This window comes from Novosphingobium acidiphilum DSM 19966 (assembly GCF_000429005.1).
Classification (GTDB): domain Bacteria; phylum Pseudomonadota; class Alphaproteobacteria; order Sphingomonadales; family Sphingomonadaceae; genus Novosphingobium; species Novosphingobium acidiphilum.
The window spans coordinates 94,302-119,545 of the sequence record NZ_AUBA01000001.1 but is presented as its reverse complement, the minus strand read 5'-3'; the positions used below and the strand labels follow the sequence as shown (position 1 = coordinate 119,545).

The 25,244-nt window shown below is 65.6% G+C and carries 21 protein-coding genes; 12 read left to right on the top strand and 9 right to left on the bottom strand.

What is annotated here, in order from left to right; all coding sequences use genetic code 11:
• The first annotated feature begins 3 nt into the window (after nucleotides 1–3).
• The 4 genes from G404_RS0100645 to G404_RS0100630 all read left to right on the top strand — a co-directional run bounded on the left by G404_RS0100645 (nucleotide 4) and on the right by G404_RS0100630 (nucleotide 7,249).
• The gene (locus G404_RS0100645) at nucleotides 4–3,162 is read left to right on the top strand and encodes an efflux RND transporter permease subunit (protein WP_028639363.1); all 3,159 of its coding nucleotides are present in this window, start codon (nucleotides 4–6) and stop codon (nucleotides 3,160–3,162) included.
• The gene (locus tag G404_RS0100640; RefSeq protein ID WP_028639362.1) at nucleotides 3,159–4,589 is read left to right on the top strand and encodes an efflux transporter outer membrane subunit; all 1,431 of its coding nucleotides are present in this window, start codon (nucleotides 3,159–3,161) and stop codon (nucleotides 4,587–4,589) included. The genes G404_RS0100645 and G404_RS0100640 overlap by 4 nt, the downstream gene beginning before the upstream one ends.
• 165 nt (nucleotides 4,590–4,754) lie before the next feature.
• Nucleotides 4,755–5,972: a polysaccharide pyruvyl transferase family protein gene (locus tag G404_RS0100635; RefSeq protein WP_028639361.1), complete on the top strand. Its 1,218-nt coding sequence runs from the start codon at nucleotides 4,755–4,757 to the stop codon at nucleotides 5,970–5,972.
• A complete protein-coding gene (locus G404_RS0100630) occupies nucleotides 5,969–7,249 on the top strand; it encodes a glycosyltransferase family 4 protein (RefSeq protein WP_028639360.1) in 1,281 nt (426 codons plus the stop codon). The genes G404_RS0100635 and G404_RS0100630 overlap by 4 nt, the downstream gene beginning before the upstream one ends.
• On the opposite strand, the gene G404_RS0100625 is transcribed toward G404_RS0100630, so the two are convergent.
• Nucleotides 7,192–7,674: a hypothetical protein gene (locus G404_RS0100625; protein ID WP_156906141.1), complete on the bottom strand. Its 483-nt coding sequence runs from the start codon at nucleotides 7,672–7,674 to the stop codon at nucleotides 7,192–7,194. The two genes, G404_RS0100630 and G404_RS0100625, sit on opposite strands and share 58 nt — an antisense overlap.
• Before the next feature lie 283 nt (nucleotides 7,675–7,957).
• Between G404_RS0100625 and G404_RS17600 the strand changes: the two genes are divergently transcribed.
• Both G404_RS17600 and G404_RS0100615 read left to right on the top strand, forming a co-directional pair.
• Entirely contained in the window at nucleotides 7,958–9,157 is a 1,200-nt protein-coding gene (locus G404_RS17600; RefSeq protein WP_051280002.1) for an outer membrane beta-barrel protein, read from the top strand.
• Nucleotides 9,158–9,218: 61 nt separating this feature from the next.
• Nucleotides 9,219–9,608, top strand: a complete 390-nt coding sequence (locus tag G404_RS0100615; protein ID WP_028639358.1) for a nuclear transport factor 2 family protein — start codon at nucleotides 9,219–9,221, stop codon at nucleotides 9,606–9,608.
• Nucleotides 9,609–9,625: 17 nt separating this feature from the next.
• On the opposite strand, the gene G404_RS0100610 is transcribed toward G404_RS0100615, so the two are convergent.
• The gene (locus tag G404_RS0100610) at nucleotides 9,626–9,877 is read right to left on the bottom strand and encodes a hypothetical protein (RefSeq protein ID WP_028639357.1); all 252 of its coding nucleotides are present in this window, start codon (nucleotides 9,875–9,877) and stop codon (nucleotides 9,626–9,628) included.
• Nucleotides 9,878–10,025: 148 nt separating this feature from the next.
• Between G404_RS0100610 and G404_RS0100605 the strand changes: the two genes are divergently transcribed.
• The gene (locus G404_RS0100605; protein WP_028639356.1) at nucleotides 10,026–10,529 is read left to right on the top strand and encodes a DUF1993 domain-containing protein; all 504 of its coding nucleotides are present in this window, start codon (nucleotides 10,026–10,028) and stop codon (nucleotides 10,527–10,529) included.
• An 18-nt stretch (nucleotides 10,530–10,547) separates the two neighbouring features.
• Here G404_RS0100605 and G404_RS0100600 read toward each other — a convergent pair whose 3' ends face one another.
• The 4 genes from G404_RS0100600 to cls all read right to left on the bottom strand — a co-directional run bounded on the left by G404_RS0100600 (nucleotide 10,548) and on the right by cls (nucleotide 15,104).
• Nucleotides 10,548–13,040, bottom strand: coding sequence for a TonB-dependent receptor (locus G404_RS0100600; RefSeq protein ID WP_036519824.1), 2,493 nt, complete (start codon nucleotides 13,038–13,040; stop codon nucleotides 10,548–10,550).
• Nucleotide 13,041: 1 nt separating this feature from the next.
• Complete coding sequence (locus G404_RS0100595; protein ID WP_028639354.1) at nucleotides 13,042–13,299, bottom strand: hypothetical protein; 258 nt, start codon at nucleotides 13,297–13,299, stop codon at nucleotides 13,042–13,044.
• Between the two features lie 93 nt (nucleotides 13,300–13,392).
• Complete coding sequence (locus G404_RS0100590; RefSeq protein ID WP_028639353.1) at nucleotides 13,393–13,662, bottom strand: hypothetical protein; 270 nt, start codon at nucleotides 13,660–13,662, stop codon at nucleotides 13,393–13,395.
• Between the two features lie 11 nt (nucleotides 13,663–13,673).
• Nucleotides 13,674–15,104, bottom strand: coding sequence for a cardiolipin synthase (gene cls, locus G404_RS0100585; RefSeq protein WP_245584323.1), 1,431 nt, complete (start codon nucleotides 15,102–15,104; stop codon nucleotides 13,674–13,676).
• A 90-nt stretch (nucleotides 15,105–15,194) separates the two neighbouring features.
• Between cls and G404_RS0100580 the strand changes: the two genes are divergently transcribed.
• The 4 genes from G404_RS0100580 to G404_RS0100565 all read left to right on the top strand — a co-directional run bounded on the left by G404_RS0100580 (nucleotide 15,195) and on the right by G404_RS0100565 (nucleotide 19,883).
• The gene (locus tag G404_RS0100580) at nucleotides 15,195–15,917 is read left to right on the top strand and encodes an endonuclease/exonuclease/phosphatase family protein (protein ID WP_028639351.1); all 723 of its coding nucleotides are present in this window, start codon (nucleotides 15,195–15,197) and stop codon (nucleotides 15,915–15,917) included.
• Nucleotides 15,918–16,027: 110 nt separating this feature from the next.
• On the top strand, nucleotides 16,028–17,599 hold the full coding sequence (locus G404_RS17595) for a DUF4153 domain-containing protein (protein WP_051280001.1): 1,572 nt from the start codon (nucleotides 16,028–16,030) through the stop codon (nucleotides 17,597–17,599).
• Between the two features lie 11 nt (nucleotides 17,600–17,610).
• Nucleotides 17,611–18,321 (top strand): response regulator transcription factor, encoded by a 711-nt coding sequence (locus tag G404_RS0100570; protein WP_036519821.1) that lies wholly within the window; start codon nucleotides 17,611–17,613, stop codon nucleotides 18,319–18,321.
• Nucleotides 18,318–19,883 carry a sensor histidine kinase gene (locus G404_RS0100565; protein ID WP_036519818.1) on the top strand — a complete coding sequence of 522 codons (1,566 nt, stop codon included), beginning with the start codon at nucleotides 18,318–18,320 and terminating at the stop codon, nucleotides 19,881–19,883. Before G404_RS0100570 ends, G404_RS0100565 begins: the two co-directional genes overlap by 4 nt.
• Here G404_RS0100565 and G404_RS17590 read toward each other — a convergent pair.
• Entirely contained in the window at nucleotides 19,880–21,739 is a 1,860-nt protein-coding gene (locus G404_RS17590; protein ID WP_051279999.1) for a methyl-accepting chemotaxis protein, read from the bottom strand. The genes G404_RS0100565 and G404_RS17590 overlap by 4 nt on opposite strands.
• Before the next feature lie 164 nt (nucleotides 21,740–21,903).
• On the opposite strand from G404_RS17590, the gene G404_RS0100555 reads away from it, so the two are divergent.
• Nucleotides 21,904–23,136 (top strand): MFS transporter, encoded by a 1,233-nt coding sequence (locus G404_RS0100555; protein WP_028639348.1) that lies wholly within the window; start codon nucleotides 21,904–21,906, stop codon nucleotides 23,134–23,136.
• Here G404_RS0100555 and G404_RS0100550 read toward each other — a convergent pair.
• Together G404_RS0100550 and G404_RS0100545 are read right to left on the bottom strand one after the other, a co-directional pair.
• Nucleotides 23,129–23,893, bottom strand: coding sequence for a sulfite exporter TauE/SafE family protein (locus G404_RS0100550; protein WP_028639347.1), 765 nt, complete (start codon nucleotides 23,891–23,893; stop codon nucleotides 23,129–23,131). The two genes, G404_RS0100555 and G404_RS0100550, sit on opposite strands and share 8 nt — an antisense overlap.
• 72 nt (nucleotides 23,894–23,965) lie before the next feature.
• Nucleotides 23,966–25,183 (bottom strand): DUF1501 domain-containing protein, encoded by a 1,218-nt coding sequence (locus G404_RS0100545; RefSeq protein ID WP_036519816.1) that lies wholly within the window; start codon nucleotides 25,181–25,183, stop codon nucleotides 23,966–23,968.
• Nucleotides 25,184–25,244 lie beyond the last annotated feature (61 nt).

Sequence of the window (25,244 nt, the reverse complement as noted above, 5' to 3'; positions counted from 1 at the left end):
GCAATGCTGTCGCGCTATTTTGTCGATCGGCCGATATTTGCCTGGGTGCTGGCCATCCTGGTGATGATCGGCGGCGGCATCGCGATTGTCAGCATGGGGGTGGAACAGTTTCCCGACATCGCCCCGCCCACGATCAGCGTCAACGCCAGCTATCCGGGTGCCGACGCCCGCACGGTGGAAAACACCGTGACCCAGATCCTCGAACAGCAGCTCAAGGGCGTCGACGGGCTGATCTATTTCACCTCGAGCAGCAGCAACGGCTCGTCATCGATCACCGCGACTTTCAACAAGGGGATCAACCCCGACACCGCGCAAGTGCAGATGCAGAACGTGCTGTCCAAGGCAACCAGCCGTCTGCCCGCGCAAGTGCAGGCGCAGGGGCTGCAGATCAACAAGGCGCAGGCCGATATCCTGCTGATGGCATCGTTGTATGATTCCACCGGCAAAAGCAGCATCGGCGATGTTGCCGACTATGTGGCGACGCATATCGCCGACCCGGTTTCGCGTATCAACGGCGTGGGTTCGGCCGACGTGTGGGGCACGCAATATGCGATGCGCATCTGGCTCGATCCGGTAAAGCTGGCGGCCGTCAAATTGATGCCGCAGGATGTCATTACCGCTCTGACTGCGCAAAACGCGCAGATTTCGGCGGGCGAAGTCGGCATGTTGCCCTCGCCCGGCGCGCAACGGCTGAACGCCACGATCACCTCGCGATCGCGCCTGACCACGGTCGATGAATTCAACGCCGTCGTGCTCAAGACCCAGCTCGATGGATCGCGCGTGTTGCTGAAGGACGTGGCGCGGGTCGAACTGGGGCAGGAAAGCTATACCTCGCTCAACCAGCTTGACGGGTTTCCGGCGGTGGGTCTGGGCATCAGCCTGGCGTCTGGCGGCAATGCGATGACCACGGCGCTGGCGGTCAAACAGAAAATCGCCGATCTGTCGCGCGATCTGCCCCCGGGCTATGGCATTACCTATCCGCGCGACAGCAGCGTGTTCGTGCGGATTTCGATCATCGAAGTGGTCAAGACCCTGCTCGAAGCGATCGTCCTGGTGGTGATCGTGATGTTCGTGTTCCTGCAGAACTGGCGCGCCACGCTGATCCCGGCGATCGCGGTACCCGTGGTCTTGCTCGGCACGTTCGGCATACTGGCGGCGGTGGGCTATACCATCAACACGCTGACCATGTTCGGGCTGGTGCTGGCGATCGGCCTGCTGGTCGATGATGCCATTGTCGTGGTGGAAAATGTCGAACGCGTGATGCGCGAAGAAAACCTGCCCGCGCGCGAGGCGACGATCCAGTCGATGACCGAAATCACGCCAGCGCTGATCGGCATTACGCTGGTGCTGGCCGCGGTGTTCGTGCCGATGGCGTTCTTCGGCGGATCGACCGGCACGATCTATCGGCAGTTTTCGATCACCATCGTATCGGCGATGGGCCTGTCGGTGCTGGTGGCACTGATCCTGACCCCCGCGCTTGCCGCCACGCTGCTGCATCACGGCGATGGCGCGATGGGCGACCCGCAGGCGGCCGAAGACAGCCGCGGGCGCCGGTTTTTTGCGCGCTTCAACCGCGGTTATGATGCCACGGCGCGTGCCTTTCAAACCCGGCTGGCGCGCTTTGTCTTGCGGCCCCTGCCCTGGCTTGCGGTGTTTGCCGGGATCGCCGCAATCAGCCTGGTGCTCGATACCCACATGCAGACCGGGTTCCTGCCCGAAGAGGATCAGGGCAACCTGAGCTATGCGATCACCATGCCCGCCGGCACGACGATCGATCAGACCCGCCGCTTTGCCGAAGATGTTACCCGGTATATCCGCCAGACCGAAGGGCAGAACATTGCCCATGTGTTCCTGGGTCTGGGTCGCAACCAGGCCGCCGGCAATGCCCAGAACGTGGCGCAGGGGTGGATGGCGTTGCGTTCGTGGGATGAACGCGGCGGCGGCGTCAACAGCGCGGCCGCCATAGCCCAGCGGCTCAACGCGCATTTACGCGAGCTGTATCAGGGTCAGGCGGTGGTGCTGACCCCACCCGCGGTGCGCGGTCTGGGCACGTCGGCCGGGTTTGAAATGTGGTTGCAGGACGCCGGCGGCCAGGGTGTCCAGGCACTTGGTACGGCGCGTCAGGATCTGATGGCGCGTGCCAATGCCGATCCGAAACTGTCGCAGATCCGCTTTGGCGGGCTGGAAGACACGCCGCAATTGCGTGTCGACATGAACGATGCCGCAATTACCGCGTTGCAGGTCAACCCCGAAGACGTCAACGCCACGCTGTCGAGCGCCTGGGGCGGCAGCTATGTCGGCGATTTCCTTGATCGCGGCCGCGTCAAGCGCGTCTATGTGCAGGGCGATGCCGCGTTCCGGATGACACCCGAAGCCATCGGCCAGTGGTACGTGCGCGGCGCGAATGGCGATATGGTGCCCTTTGCCTCGCTGGCGCAGCCGCACTGGACTGCAGGATCAAACCTGTTGCGCCGGTTCAACGGACTGCCCGCCCAGCAGATCGTCGGCACCGGGGGCCCCGGGGTGACCTCGGGTGCGGCAATGACCGAGATCACCCGCCTGGCCGATCAACTGGGCGGCGGGTTCACGCTGGCGTGGAGCGGTCTTTCTTATCAGCAGCAGGTCGCCGCCGATCAGGCCCCGGCGCTGTTTGCGGCATCGATCCTGTTCATCTTTCTGTGCCTGGCGGCCTTGTACGAAAGCTGGACCGTCCCGGTATCGGTGATGCTGGTCATTCCGCTGGGGATTATCGGCGCGGTCACCGCGGCGACGCTGCGCGGGCTTGCCAACGACATCTTCTTTCAGGTCGCGCTGCTGACCACGATCGGCCTTTCCGCCAAGAACGCGATCCTCATCGTCGAATTTGCCGAATCCGCATTGGGCCGGGGCCTGACCCCGATGGCCGCCGCGCTCGAGGCCGCACGCCTGCGGTTTCGCCCGATCGTGATGACCAGCGTGGCCTTTGTCGCGGGCGTGATCCCGCTGGTGCTGGCCAGCGGCGCGGGTGCCAACGGCCGTCAGGCGATCGGCACCGCGGTGCTGGGCGGGATGATTTCGGCAACCGTGCTGGCGGTGTTCTTCGTCCCGATGTTCTTTATCGTGGTAAAAACCCGGTTTGCGCGCAAACCAAAGCCGCGCGCCGCAGTGGAGCAACCGGCATGATCCGCAGCGCAATGCTCGGCCTGTCCGCGCTGCTGCTGGCCGGGTGCAGCATGACACCGGCCTATCGGCGCCCTGTCGCGCCGGTGCCGGTGGCGCTGCCCCAGGGCGGCGCTTATCCCGCCCTGCCAACGGGCGATGGCGCAATCGATGCGATCGGCTGGCACGAATTCTTTCCCGATGCGCGGCTGCAACGCGTCATCGCCACCGCGCTTGCCCAAAATCGCGACTTGCGCGCGACCATCGCCAATGTTGCGGTTGCCCGGGCGCAATTCCGCGTGGCCAATGCCGCCCGGCTGCCGACCGTGGCCGTTACCCCCGCGATCAGCCGGTATCATGGCTCGGTCGGATCGAATGGCTATGTCAACGGCTATGGCAGTTCCACCGGAGGCGCCACCGCCGACGCCGTTGGTGTGTCGGGCGGTACCTCCGCATTCGAGCTGGATCTGTGGGGCCGCGTGCGCAGCCTGAGCCAGGCGGCACTGGAAACGTGGCTGGCCAGCGAAGAAGGCCGTAAGGCTGCACAGACCACGCTGGTTGCGCAAGTCGCCAGTGCCTGGCTGACCGTCGGCGCACAGGCCGATGCGCTGACCGTGGCGCGCAGCACGCTGCAAAGCCGCGAACAGACGCTGGCACTGGCGCGCAGCCGCGAACAACAAGGCATTGGCACCACGCTTGAAGTGGCGCAGGCGCAAACCCTGCAGGCCAGCGCCCGGTCCGACGTGGCCGCGTATCAGACCACGCTGGCGCAGGCGACCAATGCCCTGCAATTGCTGGTGGGGGCACCGGTTGCCGCCGCCGACCTGCCCACCACGCTGGGCAACGGCGATGCGGTGCTGTCGCAGTTGCCGGTCGGGCTCGATTCCGCGGTGCTGCTGCGCCGCCCTGATGTGCTGTCGGCCGAACATCAGCTGCGCGCCGCCAATGCCAATATCGGCGCGGCGCGTGCCGCACTTTTTCCGACGATTTCGCTGACCGGGCTGCTCGGTCTGGCCAGTGGATCGCTGGGCGGGTTGTTCGACCAGGCGGGCGCGTTCAACTGGGGGTTGTCGGGCAGCGCGACGCAGACGCTGTTCGATGGCGGGGCCCGGGCCGGCAACCTTGCCGCCGCACGCGCGCGCACGGTCGCGGCCGTGGCGATCTATGAAAAGGCCGTGCAAGGCGCGTTCAGCGATGTGGCCAATGCGCTTGCCCGGCGCGGTACCATCGATGAACAGATGGCCGCGCAAGAGGCCAATCTGGTCGCAGCCGAACAGGCCGCCGCAATCTCGGACGCGCGCTATCGCACCGGGGTCGATACCTGGCTGGTGGCGCTCGATGCGGCGCGCACCGCGTATGCGGCGCGCCAGTCGCTGGTGGCCACGCGGCTGGAGCGCGCCACCAACATGGTCACGCTGTATGAAGTGCTGGGCGGCGGCCTGAAACCGTAGCCGCCCCTCCGGTCCGGGCCATACCTCCATAACCGGGCCGAAGCGGCGCTATCCCTGCTTGCCGCCGGGCAATGCGATGGCACAGCATGGTGCCATGGCCAGACCGAAGTCCCCGCTGCTGCGCTGCGAACCACGGCTGTTCACCCGGGGCACGGAGCGCAGGCGATGAAAATCGCGCTGCTCAATGTCAAATTCAGCCCCAATCTGGGTGACGGATTGCTGTGCGAATGCCTCGAGCGCGAACTGGCCGTGGCCTTGCCGGGTGCCGAAGTGGTGTCGATCGATCTGGCCGGGCGGCGGCATTTTCGCGGCCATGGCCCCAGTCGGCGTGGGCGGGTGATCGCGCTGCTGGAAGCCTTGCCGCGGTGGGCCCGGCGCCGCGCGGTGCGGGTTGCGCTGGCGCTGCTGGTGCGGTTTCGCCTGCGCCGCCATGTACGCGACAGGCTGGCGGACGTGGATGCGGTGGTGGTGGGCGGCGGCAATCTGCTGACCGATACCGATCTGAATTTTCCGATGAAACTGGCAGGCGCGCTGGGCGAAGTGGCGCGTGCGGGCCTGCCGCTGGCGGTCCATGCCGTGGGGGTCAATCGCAAATGGTCGCGCGCCGGACAGCATCTGTTTGTGCGTGCGTTGCGCGCCGCACCGCTGTTCAGCGCGACAGTGCGCGACACCCGGTCGCAACAGGCGTGGCGCGATCTGCTCGAACCCCATGGCCTGCCGCCGGCGGGGCTTGCCGGCGATCCCGGGTTGCTGGCGGGCCGCCATTTCGACGCGACACCGCACACCCATGACGGCACACGGGTCGGCCTTTGCATCACGTCGCCATTGGCCGTGCGCTATCACGCCAGCGGCGCGCCACCCCTGATCGATCTGTGCGCATGGTATCGTGATGCGGCTGGCGCCCTGGCCCGGGCCGGGATGAAAGTCGTGCTGTTCACCAATGGCAGCCCCGAAGACCGTGCCTTTCTGGCGCATCATGGTGCGCAATGGTGCACCGCATTGGCGCATGATGGCCTGGCGCACGCGGTCTCGATCGCCCCGGCCTTTGCCGCACCCCAGGACCTGATCGGCTTTATCACCCGCTGCGATGTGATCATCGCGCATCGCATGCACGCCTGCATCACCGCGCATGCCTTTGCGATTCCGGCCATCGGGTTGAAATGGGATGTAAAACTGGAAAGCTTTTTCGCATTGGCCGGGCGCGAGGCGTTTATTGCCGATTGCGCCGATCTCGGTCCACCCGCCCTGATCGCGTTGACCGCCAAGGCAATTGCCATCGGGGTCGATCGGGCGGCACTGGACCGGCTGATCGTTGCCACCCGCGCCGATATCGGGCGGCTTGCTGCGCAAATCGGTGCGACGGTGGCGGCGCGCCGGCCATGACCGCGACCCGGCCCGAACGCATTGTCGTGATCAACGACCTGTCCCGGCCGCTGGGCGGCGCCAGCGCGCTGGCGATACAGTCGGCGCTGGGCTTTGCGCAACTGGGTCTGTGCGTCACGTTCGTTTCGGGCGACGCCCCGCCTGCTGCCGGCCTGGGCCATCCGGGCGTGGCCATGATCGGGTTGGGGCAGGATCGCTTGCTGGCACGGGGCTCGATCGCAGCTGCTGCCGCCGGATGGTGGAACCCTGCCGCGCATCGCATGATCCGGCAGGCGGTGATCGCCCATGATACGCCGGGCACCGTCTATCACCTGCATGGCTGGTCGCAAATCCTGTCGCCAGCCGTCCTTGGCGCACTGGTCCCGGTGCGCGCGCGGCTGGTGATTTCGGCGCACGATTTCTTTCTGGTCTGTCCCAACGGGGCCTTTGCCGATTTCGCCAGCGGCACCCCTTGCCCGCATGTGCCGCTGGGCATTGCCTGTTGCCTGTCGGGGTGCGACCGGCGCGGACGGCTGCACAAACTATGGCGGCTGGGCCGTGCCGCGATCCAGCGCGCCGCGATGCCGTTGAATGCGTGTCCGCTCGTTCTGGCTATTCACCCGGCGATGCGGCCTTTGCTGGAACGGGGCGGAATTGCGCCCGATGCAATCGCTGTCGTGCCCAATCCGGTTGCGCCATGGAGCACGACGCGGATTGCCGCCGAACGCAATCGCGAAGTGCTGTTCGTCGGCCGGATCGAGGCAACCAAGGGCGTCGATCTGGCATTGGCGGCGGCGCGCATGGCCGGCGTGCCCATCCGGATTGTCGGCGAGGGTTCGCTTGCGGCTGACCTTCGCACCCAATACCCCGAGGCGCATTTCGCAGGGCGCTTGGCCCCCGCCGCGATCGGCCGGCTGGCACGGGCCGCGCGGTTGCTGGTCATGCCCAGCCGCTACCCCGAACCATTCGGCCTGGTTGCGATAGAGGCCCTGGCCAGCGGCCTGCCCGTGGTCATGCCCCCGGGCGCACTGCTGGCCGGCGACGTGGCCGCGATCGGTGCCGGGGCCACTGTCGAACCGCGCGATATCACGGCCTTTGCAGCGATCTTGCGCGATCTGTGCGCCGATGATGGGCGTCTTGCCGCGATGAGCCGGGCTGCCTTTTCCCATGCACCGTCGCTGGCCATGACCGCGCAGGCCTGGCTTGAGCGGCTATTGGCGATCTATGGCGCACGGCTGGATCAGCGCGCGATCGGTCGGGCCCTTCCCTCGATGACGGCGCGCGCCGCCGGAGGGTGATCGCCATCGTCAACGCCGCGCTCGTGCAGCGGCCGCCACGGATTGATCCGCGCGCGTGCGCGCAGCTGCGCCACGCGTATGGCCATCAGGATCAGCGCCAGGCTGGCCAGCACCATCGCCCAGCGCCACAGCGCAAAGTGCCCGGTGCGGCTGGCGGCAAGGAATTCGCAGACGGTCATCCAGATTGCCACCATGCCCAGCAGTTCCACCCCGCGTTGGCGCGGTGCCGCGATCAGCACCAGCAATCCCAGCGCCAGCGCAATTTGCACCGCCTGGGTCTCGTCCAGCAGTCCGCGCAGAAAGCTGCCGGCCGCCAACGCGCCGATGGCGGGCACCGCCATCCGTGCACCCAGCACAAGGGTTCCCGGGGTGATCGCCCAGCGGTCAAGGTTTTGCCGAGCTCTGGTCTTGTCCTGGCGACGCATGCGCGATTGGTGGCGCGATCGCGCGAAGAAAAACTTGCCCGCGCTGGTTAACCGGCGTTGCCACGTATTCTTGCGTATTAAAACCACGCGAAACCCCCTGAGTAATACCTCGGATACGGGGCTATCTGACCGCACAGCCGCGCCTTTGGATGATAGCTGACAGGCCTTCCCGACGGGCATGGGGTGGAGGCAGTGGTTTATGGCTTGCGCGCGCGGTGTGACATCAAGGACGGCACCATGGCTGGGTCCGGCGATTGCCCTGTGCACCATTCCGGTCGCGGCCATGGCACAGCAGGTGGTCGATACCCGGATGGAGGCCGACACTGCCGGATCACGCGTCCGGCCCGAATATGACCAGCAGGGCGTGCCGGTTGGAACGTTTCTGGTGTTTGCGACCCTGGGTGCCGAAGCATCGTGGAACGACAATATCTATGCCCGCAGCGACATCAAAGCGGCCGACGAAGTCCTGGCGATGCGCCCCGCAATTGCAGCCAAATCGCAAGGAAGCCGCAGCGATCTGGAATTTCAGTCGCAGGCCGATATCGAACGCTATGCCCATCATGCCAGCGAAGACGTGGTAACCTGGTCGGTGGCTGGCCGCGGCCGGTTCGAACTGGGCCGGGACACGACCGTCGCCACCCGCCTGCAGTTTGCCAGCAATATCGAACAGCGCGGCACCACCGGCGATACGCTGTTCGGGACAAGGCCGGTTGGCTATGGCCAGATCACCGTCGATCTCAAACTGGACCAGGGCTTCAATCGCACCCGGCTGACAATCTCGGGCCACCTTGATCGCTATCGCTATGCCCCGCGCGACCTTGACGGCACGGTGATAGACCTGTCGTATCGCGACTATACCTATCTTGAGGGCAAGGCGCGCATCGCGCAGGCCATGTCGCCCGGGGTGGCGGCCTATGTGGATCTGGAACTCGATAACAACACATACGCCTTTTATGTTCCGCAGGCGGGGCAGCGCGATTCGACGCAATATGCTGGCCTGGTCGGGGTCGCATTCGGGCTGAACCGCCTGCTGCAGGGCGAAGCGGCAGTGGGCTATTTCCACCGTGACTTTCGCGGATCGCTCAATCATCCGATCGGCGGGCTTGATTACAACCTGTCGCTGGCGTGGAGCCCGACCCGGCTGACCACGATCAGCCTGATCGCGGACAAGGCCTACCAGCGCGCGCCGCTGCTGGGTGTCGCCGGCTTTGAACAGCAGGACGTATCGCTGACCGTGGTGCATGAATTGCGCCGCAATCTGCTGTTGCGCCCGGCGCTGGCCTATAGCCTGGCGCAATATGTCGATGGACCGTTCCATGACCGGTTTTTCAGCGGACTGTTCGGCGCAACCTGGCTGCTGAGCCCGCGTTGGCAGGTCGAGGCCAGCGGCAGCCATCGGCTTGGCCGATTTTCCGATCCGTCGATCCAGCCCCGCAATTTTGACCAGAACCGGTTCAGCGTCGCGCTGACCTGCCGGTTCTGACGCGCCGGCCATCGTTGCGCGGGGAATTTGCCCGGCCGCCGAAGCGGGCTATGGCCGGGCGATGACACATGCACCCGAACTTGCCATTCGCCTTGCCCGGGCCGCATTCAACCGCGCGCTGGTTGCGTGTGATCCGGATGCGATCGCCACGGTGCTGGCGCCTGATGTCGTGCTGATCACCGGCACCGACAGCGCGCTGATCGCAGGGCGCAAATCGCAATTGCAGACCTGGAAACGCGAATTTGCGGGCCACGACCGCACGCATTATACCCGCACCCCGGGCACCATCACCGTTTCGCCGGTCGAACCCGTCGCACTGGAACAGGGCACCTGGATCGGCATCCGTGCGTCCGACGCCAAACCGCTCGCCAGCGGCCTCTACAGCGCCAAATGGCGCCAGATCGGTGGCCGCTGGCTGATCGAAGCGGAAATTTACGTTACCTTGGCCTGATCCGCAGCGGGCCGGGTTCAGGCCACGCTTTCGCTCTCGGACTTCATCCGCACGACCAACCGCTCGATCTCGTCGGGGTTAAGGATCCAGGTGCGCGTCTTGCGCCCTTCGCGGAACACCGGCCGGGTCAGCAGGATACGCGCCTGCTCTTTGGCAAAAGGTTTGAATATGGCAAAATGCATCACGCATTCGCGAACCGTGCCGATCACCGGCGTCCGGCCATCAAGATCGATCAGCGTCGCCGGCTGATCCCAGGGAATGGTCATCATGGGCCTATGCCTACCCCGACAGGCACCGGCTGCATAGGGGCCAGTGGTGCTGCGGCCAACTTGCCTGGCACCGGGACACTGCGGCGGTTGCATCAGGGGCATTTCGCGTCCATCGCGTGACGCAAAGCCAACCCGAGGGAGCCATGCGATGCCCAGTCTCTATGCCATTACCGTCCCCGTCATGATCCAGAAGCTGCACGCGCTGGACCATCTGCTGGCCAAGGCAGCCGCCAGCGGCGTCGATGAAAAAGCGCTGATCGAGGCGCGGCTTGCCCCCGACATGTTCCCCTTTTCGCGCCAGGTCCAGATCGCCTGCGACACCGCCAAATTGCTGGTCATGCGCGTCGCGCAGGCCGAGCCGCGCCCGATGGCGGATGAGGAAACCACGCTGGCCGAACTGCGCGAACGCATCGCCAAAACCATTGCCTATTGCGAAGAGACCGCCCCCGCCGCGTTCGAAGGACGCGACACGAGCGAGATTACGCTGTCGTTTCCCAATCTGCAGATGACCTTCACCGGCCAATCGCTTGCCACCGACTTTGCGCTGCCCAATTTCTATTTCCATCTCATGATCGCCTATGCCTTGCTGCGCATGAACGGCGTGGCCGTGGGCAAGATGGATTTCCTGGCAGGTGCCCAGGCCGCGGGCTGATCGCCCCGGCAGCCGGGATCAATCCGCGTCGGGCGGTGTTCGGCCCGCGCCAAAGCTGTACCGTACCCCGCCCAGGACCGCGCGTCCTGCGGCGGGCGTGCGAAACTGTTCATCATGGCCGGTGTACAGGTTGTTGCCCATCACCCCGAACGTGGCAAAGTGCACGTCGAACAGGTTCGTCACTTTGCCGAACAGTTCGACATGCGGCACCGGCGTGACGTGCACATCGAGATTGACCAGCGTGTGGCCCGGCACCGCCACATCGACATTTGCCTCGTCGCCATGGGCATATTGGCTCGACACCATGATCAGGTTGGCGCCCAATACGACGGTCGCGATTGGATCAAATGTTCCGCGCAGCTTGAATGACTGGCGGGGGATGCCGGTGATGCGACTGCCGGGGGTGACCATCTGTCCCTCGGCGTCGATGAAGCTGTCGCGGTAGGTTGCAGCCACATAGCCGTAATTGGCGGCCAGATGAACGCGTGCGAAATCGGCATTGACCCCCAGTTCAAAGCCCTTGCGCACGGTCTTGCCAAGATTGGCAAAGTAACCGAGCCCGGACGGCGCATAGATGAACTGGATGTCGTTATCGACCAGCGTGCGATAGGCCGCCGCATTCCAGCCAACGCGTTCGAGCATGGTCCCGCGCGCGCCCAGTTCGACACTGTGCGCCAGCACGGCTTTGAGGTCGGGATCGCCGTTGAACCCGGTGGGCAACGAACACGGCGTGGCCGGATCGGCGCAGGCCAGTTCGATCGCGGTCGGCGCGCGCATGGCCTCGCTATAGCTGGCGAAAAAGCCCAGATCCTGGCGCGGGTTCCAGGTCAGGCCGATCGAAGGATTGAACCGGTGGTAGCTGTGTGCGCCTTTGACCGGATCGATTTCGGGCCCGGCTGTGCCGCCCTCCGGAACCGTCGCGCTGGCAAGCGCGCCGGTCGCCGCGTTCCAGTAACTCGCACCGATATAGGCCGGGTTGTAGTACGTGTTGCCGTCGCTGCCGGTCCAGCGATAGCTGCCACCCGGGTCGAGCAAGGTGGCATTGCTGCCCCCCAGCGACAGATGCGTGAATTCGTAGCCAAGCGCGGCCGTCAGGCCAAGCGCGGGTGTCAGTCTGATCCGATCGCGCACGAACACGTCGAAGGACGTGTTGCGCGATGCTATTGCCACGCTGTTGATCAGCGGACTGCCTTCAAACCCCGTATCGCTGCCATACAGATCATTCCATGGCATCGGTATGGTCTGGTAATTCACCAGCCGGGCAAGATCGGTGCCCTGGGCATAACGGATGGCCGCGGTTTCAAAGCTGCCGCCAAGGTCAAGATCGTGGGACACCGATCCCACCGGCGCAGCCAGGTTCAGCAGCCCGTTGCCGCCGATCGTGTGCTGATGAATATCGGAAATGACCAGCGTGGTGTTCACCCCGCTGGTAAAATCATGGATCGGCAGGGTGCCGCGATAGGGGGCAAAGCCCGCATTCGCCGCCGATCCCGCCATGAACGGATTGCCGGCGTAAAGGTCCAGCGCGGTTCCACCAAGGGCCAGCCCGCTGCAATCATAGATCACGCCGTCGCAATATTGCCCCAGGCTCGCATTGCTGTTGCGCGAATGACTGCCCGATCGGCGATAATAGAGATTGCCGCTGAGCCTCAGCGACGATGACAGTCGCGTATCCGCCTTGAGATTGATCACCAGCTGGGTGTTCGCAACCGTGTCTGGCCAGGTATAGGCCGCCTGTGGCGTGCCGAGCATCGACAGCGGCAGGCCCTGCGTGCCGTTGAGCGCACTGTCGGCCCAGATCAGGCCAAGTTCGGCCTTGGCTGAGGTGCCGTGCCAGCGCAATTTGCCGTAGGCCTGGCTGACGCGGGTGTGCGTGTACCAGCGATAGCCGTCCTGATCGTCGTAATTTCCGGCCACAAACCAGTCGAGCGCCCTGCCCGCCAACGTCCCGCCTGCCTCTGCCTGCGCGCCGCGGCGGGCAAACGAACCGCCCTGCGCCATGATCCCGAGCCCGCCGTTGTCGCCACCGTTCTTGGTCGTCAGGACCAGCGCGCCACCCAGCGTATTCAATCCGAACAGCGGGTTCGATCCCGGCAGGACCTCCACCGCGCCGATCGCATTCATCGGCATCAGATCCCAGTTGACGATCGATCCGAACGGCTCGTTCATCCGCACGCCATCAAGCCACACCGACAGCCCGGTCGGCGAACCCAGCAACGACGTTGCCTGAAATCCGCGATAGGACACATCGCTTTGATAGGGGCTGCCCGTGCCGTTGCTCAGCGTGACCGAACCCAGATTGGCCTCAAGCAGATCGGCCAGGTTCGCGTGCCCCTGACGATCCAGCGCATCGCCCGACAGAATTTGCGCATTGACCGGGGTATCGGCCAGCACTGCGGTGCTGCCCGATGGCGGCGCCGTCACCACGATCTGCGCCGGGGGCGCATCATCGGCCTGCGCCACACCTGGCACGATCGCCGTAACAGCCAGCGCGGCCAGGCGCAGTTGCATGTCAGGCCTCGGTCGACGTGGCGCCACCTGCCGCGCTGAGGATGGCCTCGGCCGCGGTTGCATCGGCAATCAGCCGGCGCAGCGCAAATGCGGTATCGGCCAGCAGCCGTTCGCTGAGCGGGCGTTCGCCATTGATGAAGCGGCGGATCGCCCGTTCGTCGATATCGAGCCGCCGCGAAGCCGCGGTGACCCCGCCAAGCACTTGCATGCAATGGGCAAAGTGATCGCGCATGGCCTGTGATGTAAAAGGATCGGTCATCGTTTCCCGTTCTTCGCCAGCGGTAATGTGGCGCCCGCGACCTTGGCGATCAGCGCCCGCGCGTCAATCCCCGATCCACCGGCACGATTCGGCTCAAGCCTCGGCTGCGGGAACTTCGACCAGTTCGGCGATCTCGAACCGAAAGCTGGTCCAGCCGCGCATCCGGGCCGCATCGCGCGCAGCGCCGTTCTTCTTGCGCGCTTCGGCCAGCGACCGGGTGTGCCCCCAGAACACCTCGGTCTTGCCATTGGCCAGTTCGGCGACAATGCGCCAGTAATGGGTAAAGGCGTCGGTGGTGGGCCCGATCGTCTTGACATAGCCGTCGGGCATCGTGGCACGCAGATAACGGCGGGTTTTGCGCATGGCCGATCGTCCTACAACAGCGGGCCGGCCAGCCGCATGACGTTTTCCAGAAAACGTTGCCGGCCGGATCGGGCTGACCACTGGGCCATCACCACCGCCTTGCTGCGCGCGGCATAAGTGTCGATAATCCTGCCAAGGTCGGTATTGATACGCGGCTCGTACAGGATCAGGCTGAGTTCGAGATTCAGGTAGAAGCTGCGCAGATCCATGTTGACTGTGCCGAACAGCGCGATGCCGTCATCGATCAGCACGGCCTTGGCATGGAGCAATCCGCCGCGGAAACGCAGGATCTGCACCCCGTCGCACAGCAGATCCTCATAATTGGACTGGCTGGCATATTGGCCGATGCGGGTGTCAATGCGTTCGGGCACGATGATCTGTACCGCAACCCCGCGCCGCGCCGCCGATCTCAGCGCCAGCATGACCGCCTGATCGGGGATGAAATAGGGGGTGACAATGCGCACGCTGTGTCGCGCATTGAAAATGGCCGCGACGATGAATTCATAAATCGTCGAATTGGCCATTTCGGGGCCCGACGGCAGCAATTGCATCAGGTTGCAGGTGTCGGGCAGCGGCGCCATCTGCCCGCCCAGCGGTCGTGCGCGCAATGTCGCCCTGGTGATATCGGCACCCGGTTCGTCAAGCAGGCAATCGGCATTGAACACACAGGCCAAGGCATCCACCATCTGCCCCTCGATCCGCATCATCAGGTCGATCCATTCGCCGACATGCGCGCCCTGCTTGAACTCGTGGGGGTCGATCAGGTTGAAGCTGCCGGTATAGGCAACAGCGCGGTCGCAGATCAGCAGCTTGCGATGGTTGCGCAAATCCGACCGTTTGGAAAACGAACGGATCACCGCCACCGGCAGGCTGCGGATTACGCGCACGCCCTGTTTGCGCAGGCGCGCGGGCCAGGTCGATCGCCAGAACGCCTTGCTGCCGAAATCATCGGCCAGGATGCGGCACGCCACCCCGCGCGCCGCAGCGCGCAGCACGGCATCGAGCACCTGGGCCACCCGGCCCGCCGGATCGATGATATAGAATTCCAGACAGCAGTCGGTCTGGGCCGCATCGATATCGCGTACCATCGCCTCGAGAATGGCGCCCGCGTCGGTCAGGATGTCATACCTGTTGCGCGCAAGCACCGGAAACCCGCTGTCGTCCGCGATCGATCCGGCCAGCGCGCCAAACGGTTCGGCAATGCGGTCCATCGCCGCCACGTGGGTGGGCGCGACATGATAGGCCTTTTGATAGAACCGGCGGATGCGCTGCCCCAGTTTCAGCCGCCGCTGGCCCAAGGTGGGCGCGCCAAACAGCACATACAGCACCGGCCCCGCAATCGGCATGCCGATCAGCAACACGATCCACGCCAGCGCGCTGTTGACCTGCAACCGGCGGTATAAAATGCGCAACGACAGCACCGTGGCGACCACGATGTGCATTGCGAGTGGCCAGGAAATGGGCGAGATCAAGGCGGCTCTTTCGATGATGACACAGGACCCTGGGTATTGATGATGTCGGGCCAAATCGCAATGAAGCTGCTGACATGGAATATCCAGGCCGGGATCGGCACCAGCCGGGTGCTGGATTACCTGATCCATGCCCATCGGCAGGTCCTGCATACGCCATCAAAAACAATCGCCTTGCGCAACATCGCGCGGGTGATCGCGCCATACGACGTGGTCTGCCTGCAGGAAATCGATCTGGGCGGCCGACGCGCCGGGTTCCGGTCGCAGCTCGACGTGCTGGTCGCGCTGTCGGGCCATGCCCATATCGCGGTACAGCACAACCGCACCGTTCCCGGCATATCGCGCCACGGCAACGCCATCCTGAGCCGCTGGCCGCTGTCCAATATCCACGATATCAAGCTGCCGGGACGCATCGCCGGGCGCGGGTGTGTGATGGCCGATGTCGCAGCACCGGTGCCCCTGCGCGTGGCCTGCCTGCATCTCAGCCTGGGCGCGCCATCGCAGGTCGTGCAACTGACCAGCATCGCCGAACGGCTGCGCGGCGCGCCCGCCTGGGTGGCGATGGGCGATTTCAACTGCACGGCCGCCAGCGCGCCGATGCAGGCGTTTTGCACGATGACCGGTGGCACCCTGCCTCAGCGCACCACCTGCACCTATCCCTCGTGGCAGCCACGCCATGATTACGACCATATCGTCGGCAGCAGCGCCCTGCCCCTGATGCACGCGGGGGCCCTGACGGCGCGGCTGTCCGACCATCTGGCGCTGGCAGCGCAGATTGCCCGCTGATCTGCACAATTTCTGCACGGGCGCTCCACCCGATCCACACCCGATCCGCGCACCGGACCGCACGCCCGACTGCCACAACGGCCACACTGAAAACAACGGAGTGGCACACGATGGCGCAAGGGTTGCGGCCGCAAGGGGATTTCAAGGCGAAGCTGCTGGCAGCGCTGGCCGCAGTCGCGCTGGGCGATGCGCTGATCCGGGGGCAGACGGGGCCAGTCGGGGCGCTGTTGCTGGTGCTGCCCGCATTGGCGCTGATCACCCGCCCGGCACTGCGGCACGACCGGCGCGCTTGGCCGTGGCTGGGGCTGGCAATGGCCATGGCGCTGGCGCTGTTGTGGCGCCCCGGCCCGATCGCCTGGTGCGTGTATTGGACATATCTCGGGATCGGCGCGCTGATGCCGACAGTGGCCCGACCGGGTGACGCCTGGCAGTGGATGCAACGGCTGGCACAACTTGGGGTGCGTGCAAGCGTTGCGCCGGTGCTCGATCTGCAACGCCTGTTCCGCGTGCGCGCGCGGCGCGGTGTTCCCGCACTTGGTGACCTGGTGGCACGGCTGGCGCTGCCTGTTATCGGCAGTGCCGTGATCGTCGCGCTGTTTTCCGCGGCCAACCCGGTGATCGAAGCATGGCTCGGCAGGCTGCTGAACCCGCCGTGGACGCAGGATTGGGGCAGCAGGCTGACGCTGTGGCTGGTGCTGTTCACGCTTGTCTGGGGCGTTTTGCGCCCGCGTATCCTGCTTCGCATCTACGGCACATGTGTCGATTACGGCACGACTGCATTGCCCGGGGTCTCTGTGGCTTCGGTGTTTACGTCACTGATCACGTTCAACGCGCTGTTTGCACTGCAAAATGCTATGGATCTGGCTTGGCTGTGGGGGTTGGTGCCGCTGCCGCAGGGCATGACGCTGGCCGCCTATGCGCATCGCGGAGCCTATCCGCTGATCGTGACCGCGCTGCTGGCTGCGGCCTTTGTACTGGTCGCGCTGCGCCCCGGATCGGCCACGGCCGCGCACACACCGATCCGCTGGCTGGTGGTTGTGTGGATCATGCAGAACGTGTTGCTGGTGGCAAGCGCGGCGCTGCGCACGCTTGACTATGTTGCGGCCTATTCGTTGACCGCGTGGCGCATTGCCGCGCTGCTGTGGATGGCGCTCGTCGCACTTGGCCTGGTGCTCGTGTGCTGGCGGATGATCCGGGGCAACAGCGCTTCGTGGCTGATCAATGCCAACGCGGCGGCGGCCTTGGCCTTGGTGTCGGGGTGCTGCTGGGTCGATCTGGACGAAATCGCGGCGCGCTACAACATCGATCATGCGCGCGAACTTGGCGGCAGCGGTCCGCCGCTCGACATCTGCTATCTGCAGCAATCGGGTGCCTCGGCATTGCTGCCGGCGGTCGAACTTGAACGCCGCCGCGCGCCCGAGGCGATCCACCTGTGGGCGCAGATCCTGCGCCAGAATGCGCAAGCCGCGCTGGCCCGCGACCAGGCCGGTGCGCTGTGGTCGTTGCAGGGTGCGTTGCGCGCGCGCGCGTTGCCGCCATCGGTGCAGCATTCACCGATGGCGGCGATCACGGCAGGATGCGAAATCCGCGATGTGCATACCCTGCGCGCCATTGTGGGGCTTGACCGCGATCGCGGGGGTCTGCCGTCCGCCGCGCCATTGACGATACCGGCCCGGCCATGACAGACCGGGTCATGGCTTACCCTTTGCCCCGCACCGTGCTGATCGTCGATGACGACCCGCATATCCGGCACGTGCTCGGCTTTGCCTTTGGCAAGGCGGGCGTGGCCAGTGTCGAGGCCGCGGATGGCGAAGCCGCGCTGATTGCCGTCGCGCGATCGGCACCCGATCTGGTGGTGCTGGACATCAACATGCCGCGCATGGACGGGCTTGAGGTGTGTCGCCGCTTGCGCGCGGACGGCAACGCCGTGCCGATCCTGTTCCTGTCGTCGCGCGATGACGAGATCGACCGCGTGCTGGGGATAGAACTGGGCGCGGACGACTATGTGGTCAAACCGTTTTCACCGCGCGAAGTGGTGGCGCGCGCGGGGGCGATCCTGCGCCGCAGTGCCGCGCCCGCTGTGCAAGCTGCGGAAATCGGCGTCACGCATGGCCTCCTCCGGCTCGACACGGCGGGCTGGCAGGCGTTCTGGGCAGGCGCCGAAGTCGTGCTGACCGTCACCGAATTTTCGCTGCTGGCAGCACTTGCCGCCGCACCGCAGCGGATCTTGTCGCGCGATGTGCTGATCGACCGGCTGCACGGGCCCGGCTTTGCGGTGACCGACCGCACCATCGACAGCCATATCCGCAATGTGCGCCGCAAATTCGCGGAATGCGGGGCGCGCGATGTGATCGAAACGCGTGCCGGCATCGGCTATCGCCTGGGGCCTTGCGGGCGGGAATGACGCGATTGCGGCACTGGCTGGTGCGATGGTGGCCGGTGCTGCGGCTGCGCACGATCATGTTCGGCCTGTTGCTGATGGTCGCAGCGCTGCCGGGCGTGGCCGCGATCATGTTGCGCGTGTATGAAAACGCGCTCGTGCGCCGCACCGAGGCTGAACTGATTGCACAAGGATCGGCGATCGCCGCCGGCGCCGCGCTGGGCTGGCCCCAACCGGCTGGCCCGCCCGTACCAGAGCCGCGCGATCCCGACGATCGGGCAATGGCCACCAGCATCGACTTGCGCTCGAGCCCGGTTCTGCCCGAACGCCCCGATGCGCGACCGACGCCCGTTTCCCCCGATCCGGTGGCCGTGCGCATGGCGCGGACGATGGCGCCCGTGATCGCGGAAACCCGGCGCGCGACTTTGGCCGGGATCATCCTGCTCGACCGGCAGGGGGTCGTGCTCAATGGCCCCGAAGCCGGGCGATCGCTGGCCGCGCTGCCCGAGGTACGCGGGGCGCTGGGCGGCCAGGCGATGACGGTGCTGCGCTTCAACGGCGACTACACCCAGCCTTTTGCATTGGAATGGCTGAGCAGAGCGACTGATTTGCGGCTGCATCATGCGCGCCCGATCATGGCCGCAGGTCACGTGGTGGGCGTGGTGCTGGTTTCGCGCAGCCCGCGCGCGTTGTTTCGCGGCATGTACGAAGATCGGGGCAAGATCGCAGTCGGCGCAGCGGCGATCTTTGTGTTCCTGGTGGCAATGACCGCGGTGCTGGGCCGCACGATCGTCCGCCCGGTCGAGGCGCTGAGCCGCGCCACCCGCGCACTGGCCGAAGGGCGCCGGGCCGTTCCGCCTGCACCCACGCTGCGCGTGCAGGAAATCGACAGCCTGATCCGCGATTTTGCCACGATGGCCGCCGCGATCGAGGCGCGATCGCACTATTTGCGCGATTTTGCCGCCGCATTGGCGCACGAATTCAAAACCCCGCTGTCGGGCCTGTCGGGCGGGATCGAGCTGTTGCAGGACCATGGCGAGGGCATGGCCGGCGTCGAACGCGCCCACCTGTTGACCAATATGGCCGGCGACACGCAACGGCTGAACCGGTTGATTTCGCGCCTGATGCAATTGGCCCGGGCCGATATGCAGCGCGCCGATGCCGATGCGCGATGCGATTTGCATGCGGTGCTGGCGCGGCTGGCCGACGGACTGTCGACACCCGACTTTCGCGTGGAACTGGCCCTGCCCGGCATCCTGCCCGATTGTGCCATTGCCGCGCCGGCGCTGGAAACCGTGCTGACCACACTGATCGACAACGCGCGCGCCGCAGGCGCAGGCCACGCGCTGATTGCCGCCGCGCACGATGGCCAGACCACGACGCTGCGCGTAACCGACGACGGAGGCGGGATAGCCCCGGCCGACCGTGCACGGATTTTCGAACCGTTTTTCACCAGCCGACGCGAAACGGGCGGCACGGGGCTTGGCCTGCCGATCGCGCGCGCGCTGATCGAAGGCAACCGGGGCAGCCTGACGCTTGACGCGACATCACCCGCCACCCGGTTTGTGATCAGGTTGCCGGCCTAGAACTCTGCCCAGTCGTCCTGCGACAGCGCGGCGTTGCCCTGGGTGGGCGCAGCGCGATGGCGCAGGGGCGCAGGACGCGGGGCGGATGCAGGGTGAGACACGCCAGCTAGGCGCATCGTGCCCGCCGGGCCGTCGATTTCGAATTGCGACACCACCGCGGTCAGCCGCTCGGCCTGTTGGGCCAGCGACTGTGCGGCGGCGGTTGATTGTTCGACCAGTGCTGCATTCTGCATGGTGGTCAGGTCCAGCCCGGTGATCGTGATGTTGACCTGTTCGATCGCCTGCACCTGGCCATCGGCACCGGCGGCGAGCGTGCCGATCGTTGCCGCCAGCGCATTGGCCTTGGTCACGATGCGTTCGAGCGCGCCCTGGGTCTGGTTGACCAGCGACGAGCCCTGGTTGACCTCGCGCCCGCTGGCTTCGATCAGCCCGCCAATCTCGCGCGCGGCCTGGGCCGAGCGTTCGGCCAGACTGCGCACTTCGCTGGCCACCACGGCAAAGCCGCGCCCCGCTTCTCCGGCGCGGGCCGCTTCGACCCCGGCGTTCAGCGCCAGCAGATTGGTCTGGAACGAGATGCCATCGATCATTTCCACGATCGAGCGCATCTGCGCCGATGATGCCGCAATCGACTGCATCGCCGCCACCGCATCACCCATCAGTTTGCCGCTGTCGAGTGCTTCGCGGCTGGCATCCTGGGCCATGGCGCTGGCCGATGTGGCCACGCTGCGCGCATCGATCACCGATGCGGTCAGATCCTTGACCGTGCCGGCGGTGTGGTTGAGCGAGGCGGATTGTTCTTCGGTGCGTTCGGACAAGTCCTTGGCCGAGGCAGAGATTTCATTGGCACCGTTGTGCACGGCCAGCGCGGTTTCGGCCACCTGACCGATCTGGTCCGACAGCACCGACAGCGTCGCGTTGAAATCATTGCGCAACGCTTCGAATTCGGGCGGAAACGCTTCGTCGATGCGATGCGTCAGGCGCCCATCCTTGAGCCAATTGAGCCCCGCGTTCAGCGCGCCGGTCACTTTGCGCTGCACCGCAAGCTGCGCCTGGGCATCGTCGCGCGCGCGTTCGGTAATGCTGAGTTTGATTGCGCCCAGCGCTCGCGCGATCTCGCCCAGTTCGTCATGCTTGGCCTCACCGGGAATGTCGATATCGATCGTGCCTGCGGCCATCGTGGTCATCGCATCGCGCAAGCGGGTAACCGGCCGCAGGATTTTGACACGGATCAGCGCGATGACGCCGATGCCCACCAGCAATCCGGCAATCCCGATCACGAATGTCTGGCCGAAGGTGTTGTCGCCCAGCTGGCGAATGGCGGCCACACGCCGGTCGGCATTGGCGCGATTGTAGGCAAATTCGGCATCGAATGCCTTGCGCGAGGCCCGCGCCAGCCCGACCATCGGGCCATTGATTTCGGCACGCGCGGCATCAACCCGCCCGGCCAGCATCGTGCTGCGCGCCTTGACGATCGACCCGCGCAGATCCTGCCATGACTGGAACGCCGCATCGAACACCGGTTTTTCCTGCGGATCCAGGTCGGCGCCTGTGCGATAGTCATTCATCGCGGCATCGGTGGCGGCCAGACCCTTGTCGAGTTCCTTTGCGGTGTCCTGCGTGGCCTTTGCCCCATCCGCCAGGACCAGGCGCATCAGCCGCACGCGGCTGACATCGATATCGGTCATGATCGTGGAAAGACGGAAAATGCTGGGCACGGTGCTCGTATTGAGCGTCTGCGCCGAGGCAGAGACCTGTCGCAAGCCGCTGCTGCCAATCACCGACACGGCAACAATGACGGCCATGAGCAAAGCCACACAACTGGTGACGATCGTACCGATCCGGAATTTGTCGAGCATGGGGTACTTTCGCATGGAACAGAACCACCGTTGTGCGACCATGCGGCTTAAATCCGCCCAACTCGGCCCTAGGCACAAGCACCTGTCCCCTGGTTAACGAATGCGCGCTTGACCGCATCGCCATGAACCGGGATCGTGGACTGCGGGGATCGGGGGGTGAAAAGATGGCAGACGCAGCAGGATTGCGCGGCATATCGTTATGGCTGGTGGCGCTGCTGGCGCTGGCCATGTTCATCAATTATGCCGATCGCGGCAGTCTGGCGATTGCGGCACCGCTGTTGGCGCGCGAACTGGCGTTGAACTCGGGCGCGATGGGCCTGCTGCTGTCGTCGTTTTTCTGGACATATGCGCTGGCCCAACCGCTGGCGGGCATGGTCGCGCAACGCTGGCCCTTGCGCTGGGTCATGGCGGGCGGGCTGACGGTGTGGTCGTTGGCGACGATGCTGTGCGGTCTTGCCACCGGGTTTGCCAGCCTGTTTGCGCTGCGCCTGTTGATCGGGCTTGGCGAAAGCGTGATTTTTCCGGTGAATGCCCGCCTTTTGTCCGAACATGCCCCGGCGCATCAGCGCGGGCAGGCCAATGCCGCGATTTCGATCGGCATCTTTCTCGGCCCGGTGGCAGGCACGCTGATCGGCGGGCTGGTGCTGGCCCATGTCGGCTGGCGCCCGGTGTTCTGGGTGCTGGGCGCGGTGTCGTTGCTTTGGCTACCGGCGTGGTTTGCGACAAGGCTGCCGCAATCGACGCGCAGTGCGGCGCAAGTGCGCGCGGCAACCCCGGGATGGGGCGAAATCCTGTCCCGGCGCGGGCTGTGGGGTGTGGCCATCGGGCAATTCTGTTATGCCTATCCGACGTATCTGCTGCTGACCTGGCTGCCCACGTTCCTGGTCAATGCAGAACACTATTCGCTGGTGCGCATGGCCTGGGTCGGCGCGGCGATCCCGCTGGTGCAGGCACTGGGCAGCGCGATCAGCGGCTTTGGCTCGGATCGGGCAATTGGCGCCGGCCACGATGAAAGCACCGTGCGCAAACGCTTCATGCTGTGGGGCATGGCGCTGAGCGGGGTGATGCTGGCCGGCGCAACCGTTGCGCCGCACGGCTGGGTGGTGCTGGCGCTGGGTGGATCGGCGTTTGCCTGCGGGGTGATGAGTCCGATGTGCTTTACCGCCGGCCAGACGCTGGCGGGTCCGGCGGCAGCGGGGCGCTGGATGGGGTTGCAGAACCTGATCGGCAACATGTCGGGGGTGACCGCGCCGCTGGTCACCGGGCTGGTGGTGCAGCATACCGGATCATACCGGCTGGCGTTTCTGATCCCCGCGGTGCTCGCGCTGATCGGCATGGTGGCGTGGGGCCCGCTGATCGGCCCCGTGCGCCAGGTCGCGTGGCGCGCGCCTACCTGAACCGGAACAGCGCAATCGTCAGCGCAATGCCGATCGCTACGACCACAAAGCGCAGCGCGCGTTCGTTGACGCGGGCCAGCATCTGCGCGCCCAGCCAGCTGCCCGCCAGCGCACCGACCATCGCCACCACCATCGCCAGCCAGCGCACTTCGCCCGACACCAGAAAGATCATCACGGCGGTCAGGTTCATCACGCCGGCCAACAGGTTTTTGGTGGCCGCCGCCGCACGCACCGGCGCCCCGCCAAGGGCCAGCGCAGCCATCATCAGAAACCCGATGCCACCGCCGAAATAGCCACCATAGATCGCGATGCCCAACTGGATCGCCATGGCCGGAACGGCGCCCAGCGCCTTTGCCGTTTCGCCGGCTGCAGGCGCCTTGCGAAAGAACGAGCCCCAGGCGAACGCGGCGGTGGCAAACAGCACCAGCCAGGGCACCATCTGCGCAAACACGTTCGACGGCGTTGCCAACAACAGGATCGCGCCAATCACCCCGCCGATCAGGCTGATCACGATCAGGGTGCGCAATGTCAGGCTGGCGGTGCCCGAGGCATGTGCCCGGCCCAGCCAGCCGCCCGTCACCTGCCCCGGAAACAGCGCCACGGTCGAGGTGATATTGGCCGCGCGCGCGTCCATCCCGGTCAGCATCAGCACGGGCAACGTGATGAACGACCCGCCGCCGGCGAGCTGGTTTTGCGCGCCCGCCCACACCGCGCCTGCCAACAGCAGCGCAAAAGGAAACACATGGGCAGCGGTCATGGGCAGGGCTCGTCGGGCTGAAGCAAGGGGCAGCCGGGTCGGTAGTCCCGAACCGGCGCCTTGAAAAGACGATTAAATCAGATCGAGCCGCGCCGGCGCCGCGTTGGGAAAAATCGTCGCCAGTTGCGCCTGGCTCAGCCCGTACTGGCGCTGCCACAGCCCGCCGATCAGCGCGCGATAATCGGTCAGCACCGGCAGATCGCGGCCCTGGTTCAGCGTATCGGGCGCAATCCGCACCTGCGGCCCCACCATGCGCCCGCCCGCCACGGCGCCACCCAGGACCCAATAGATGCTGCCATGGCCATGATCGGTGCCGCGATTGCCGTTTTCGCGAAATGTCCGCCCGAATTCCGATACCACCACCACCACGGTCTGGCGCCAGGCCTGCGGCCCCAGCGCCGTGGCATAGGCCGCCAGCCCCCGGCCCAGTTCGCCGATCCGCCCCGCCAGTTGCCCGGTGGCGCCGCCCTGGTTGACATGGGTGTCCCACCCGCCGACGTCGACAAACGCCAGATTGTAGGTATCGCGCATGACATAGCCGATACGCTGCGCCGCCGCCTCGAACCCGCGCGCGGCAATCGCGCCGCGGCCTGCCGCCTTCATCTCGTCATCGATCGTGCGCCACACGGTCTGGCGTGCGGCAAACCCGGTGTGCACCGCTGAATCCAGATCCACCGCGCCCAGGTGTTGCCCCCGGTACATCGCCGCGATCATCGCGGTTTCGCCGTCATCGATCGGCGGCTTGCCATTGCCGCCAAGCGCCAGATTGGCAACCATCGGTCCGCCGCGCATGACCAGCGGCAGCGTGTCGGAAAACGCGATCGTACCCGTGCCGCCTTTGTTGAGCACGCCGGCCAGCCGTCCGATAAAGCCCGAGCCATAGCGCCGCGAACCCTGCACCGGCTGCCCCAATTCGATCGTGTCCTGCGTTTCGAAATGGCTGCGGCTCATATCATCGGTCCCGGCAAACGGAACAAATGCGATCTGCCGCGCCTGCCACATCGGCGCCATGCTGTCGCGCAACGCCGGGTGCAGCGCCCAGTCGGCATCAAGCGGCAGCGCCGCCTGCGGATTGGCCGGATCGGGCGCCGCCAGCGCCAGCGTGGGCCGCGCCTCATGATAGAACGCGTTGGACACCGGCGCGATCACATTGGCCGCGTCATAGGCGCCGCGAAGGAACACCAGCAGGAACCGCGTGCCCGTTGCGGCGGGCGCGGCCATGGCCTGCCCGCCCAGCAGCGACAAACCGGTCAACCCGGCTCCGGTCAGAATTGTGCGACGATCAAACATCAGCATGGTCCTTTTTTTGCGCCACCCACCGCCCCGCACCCCCGGCACATCCGTCCACCGA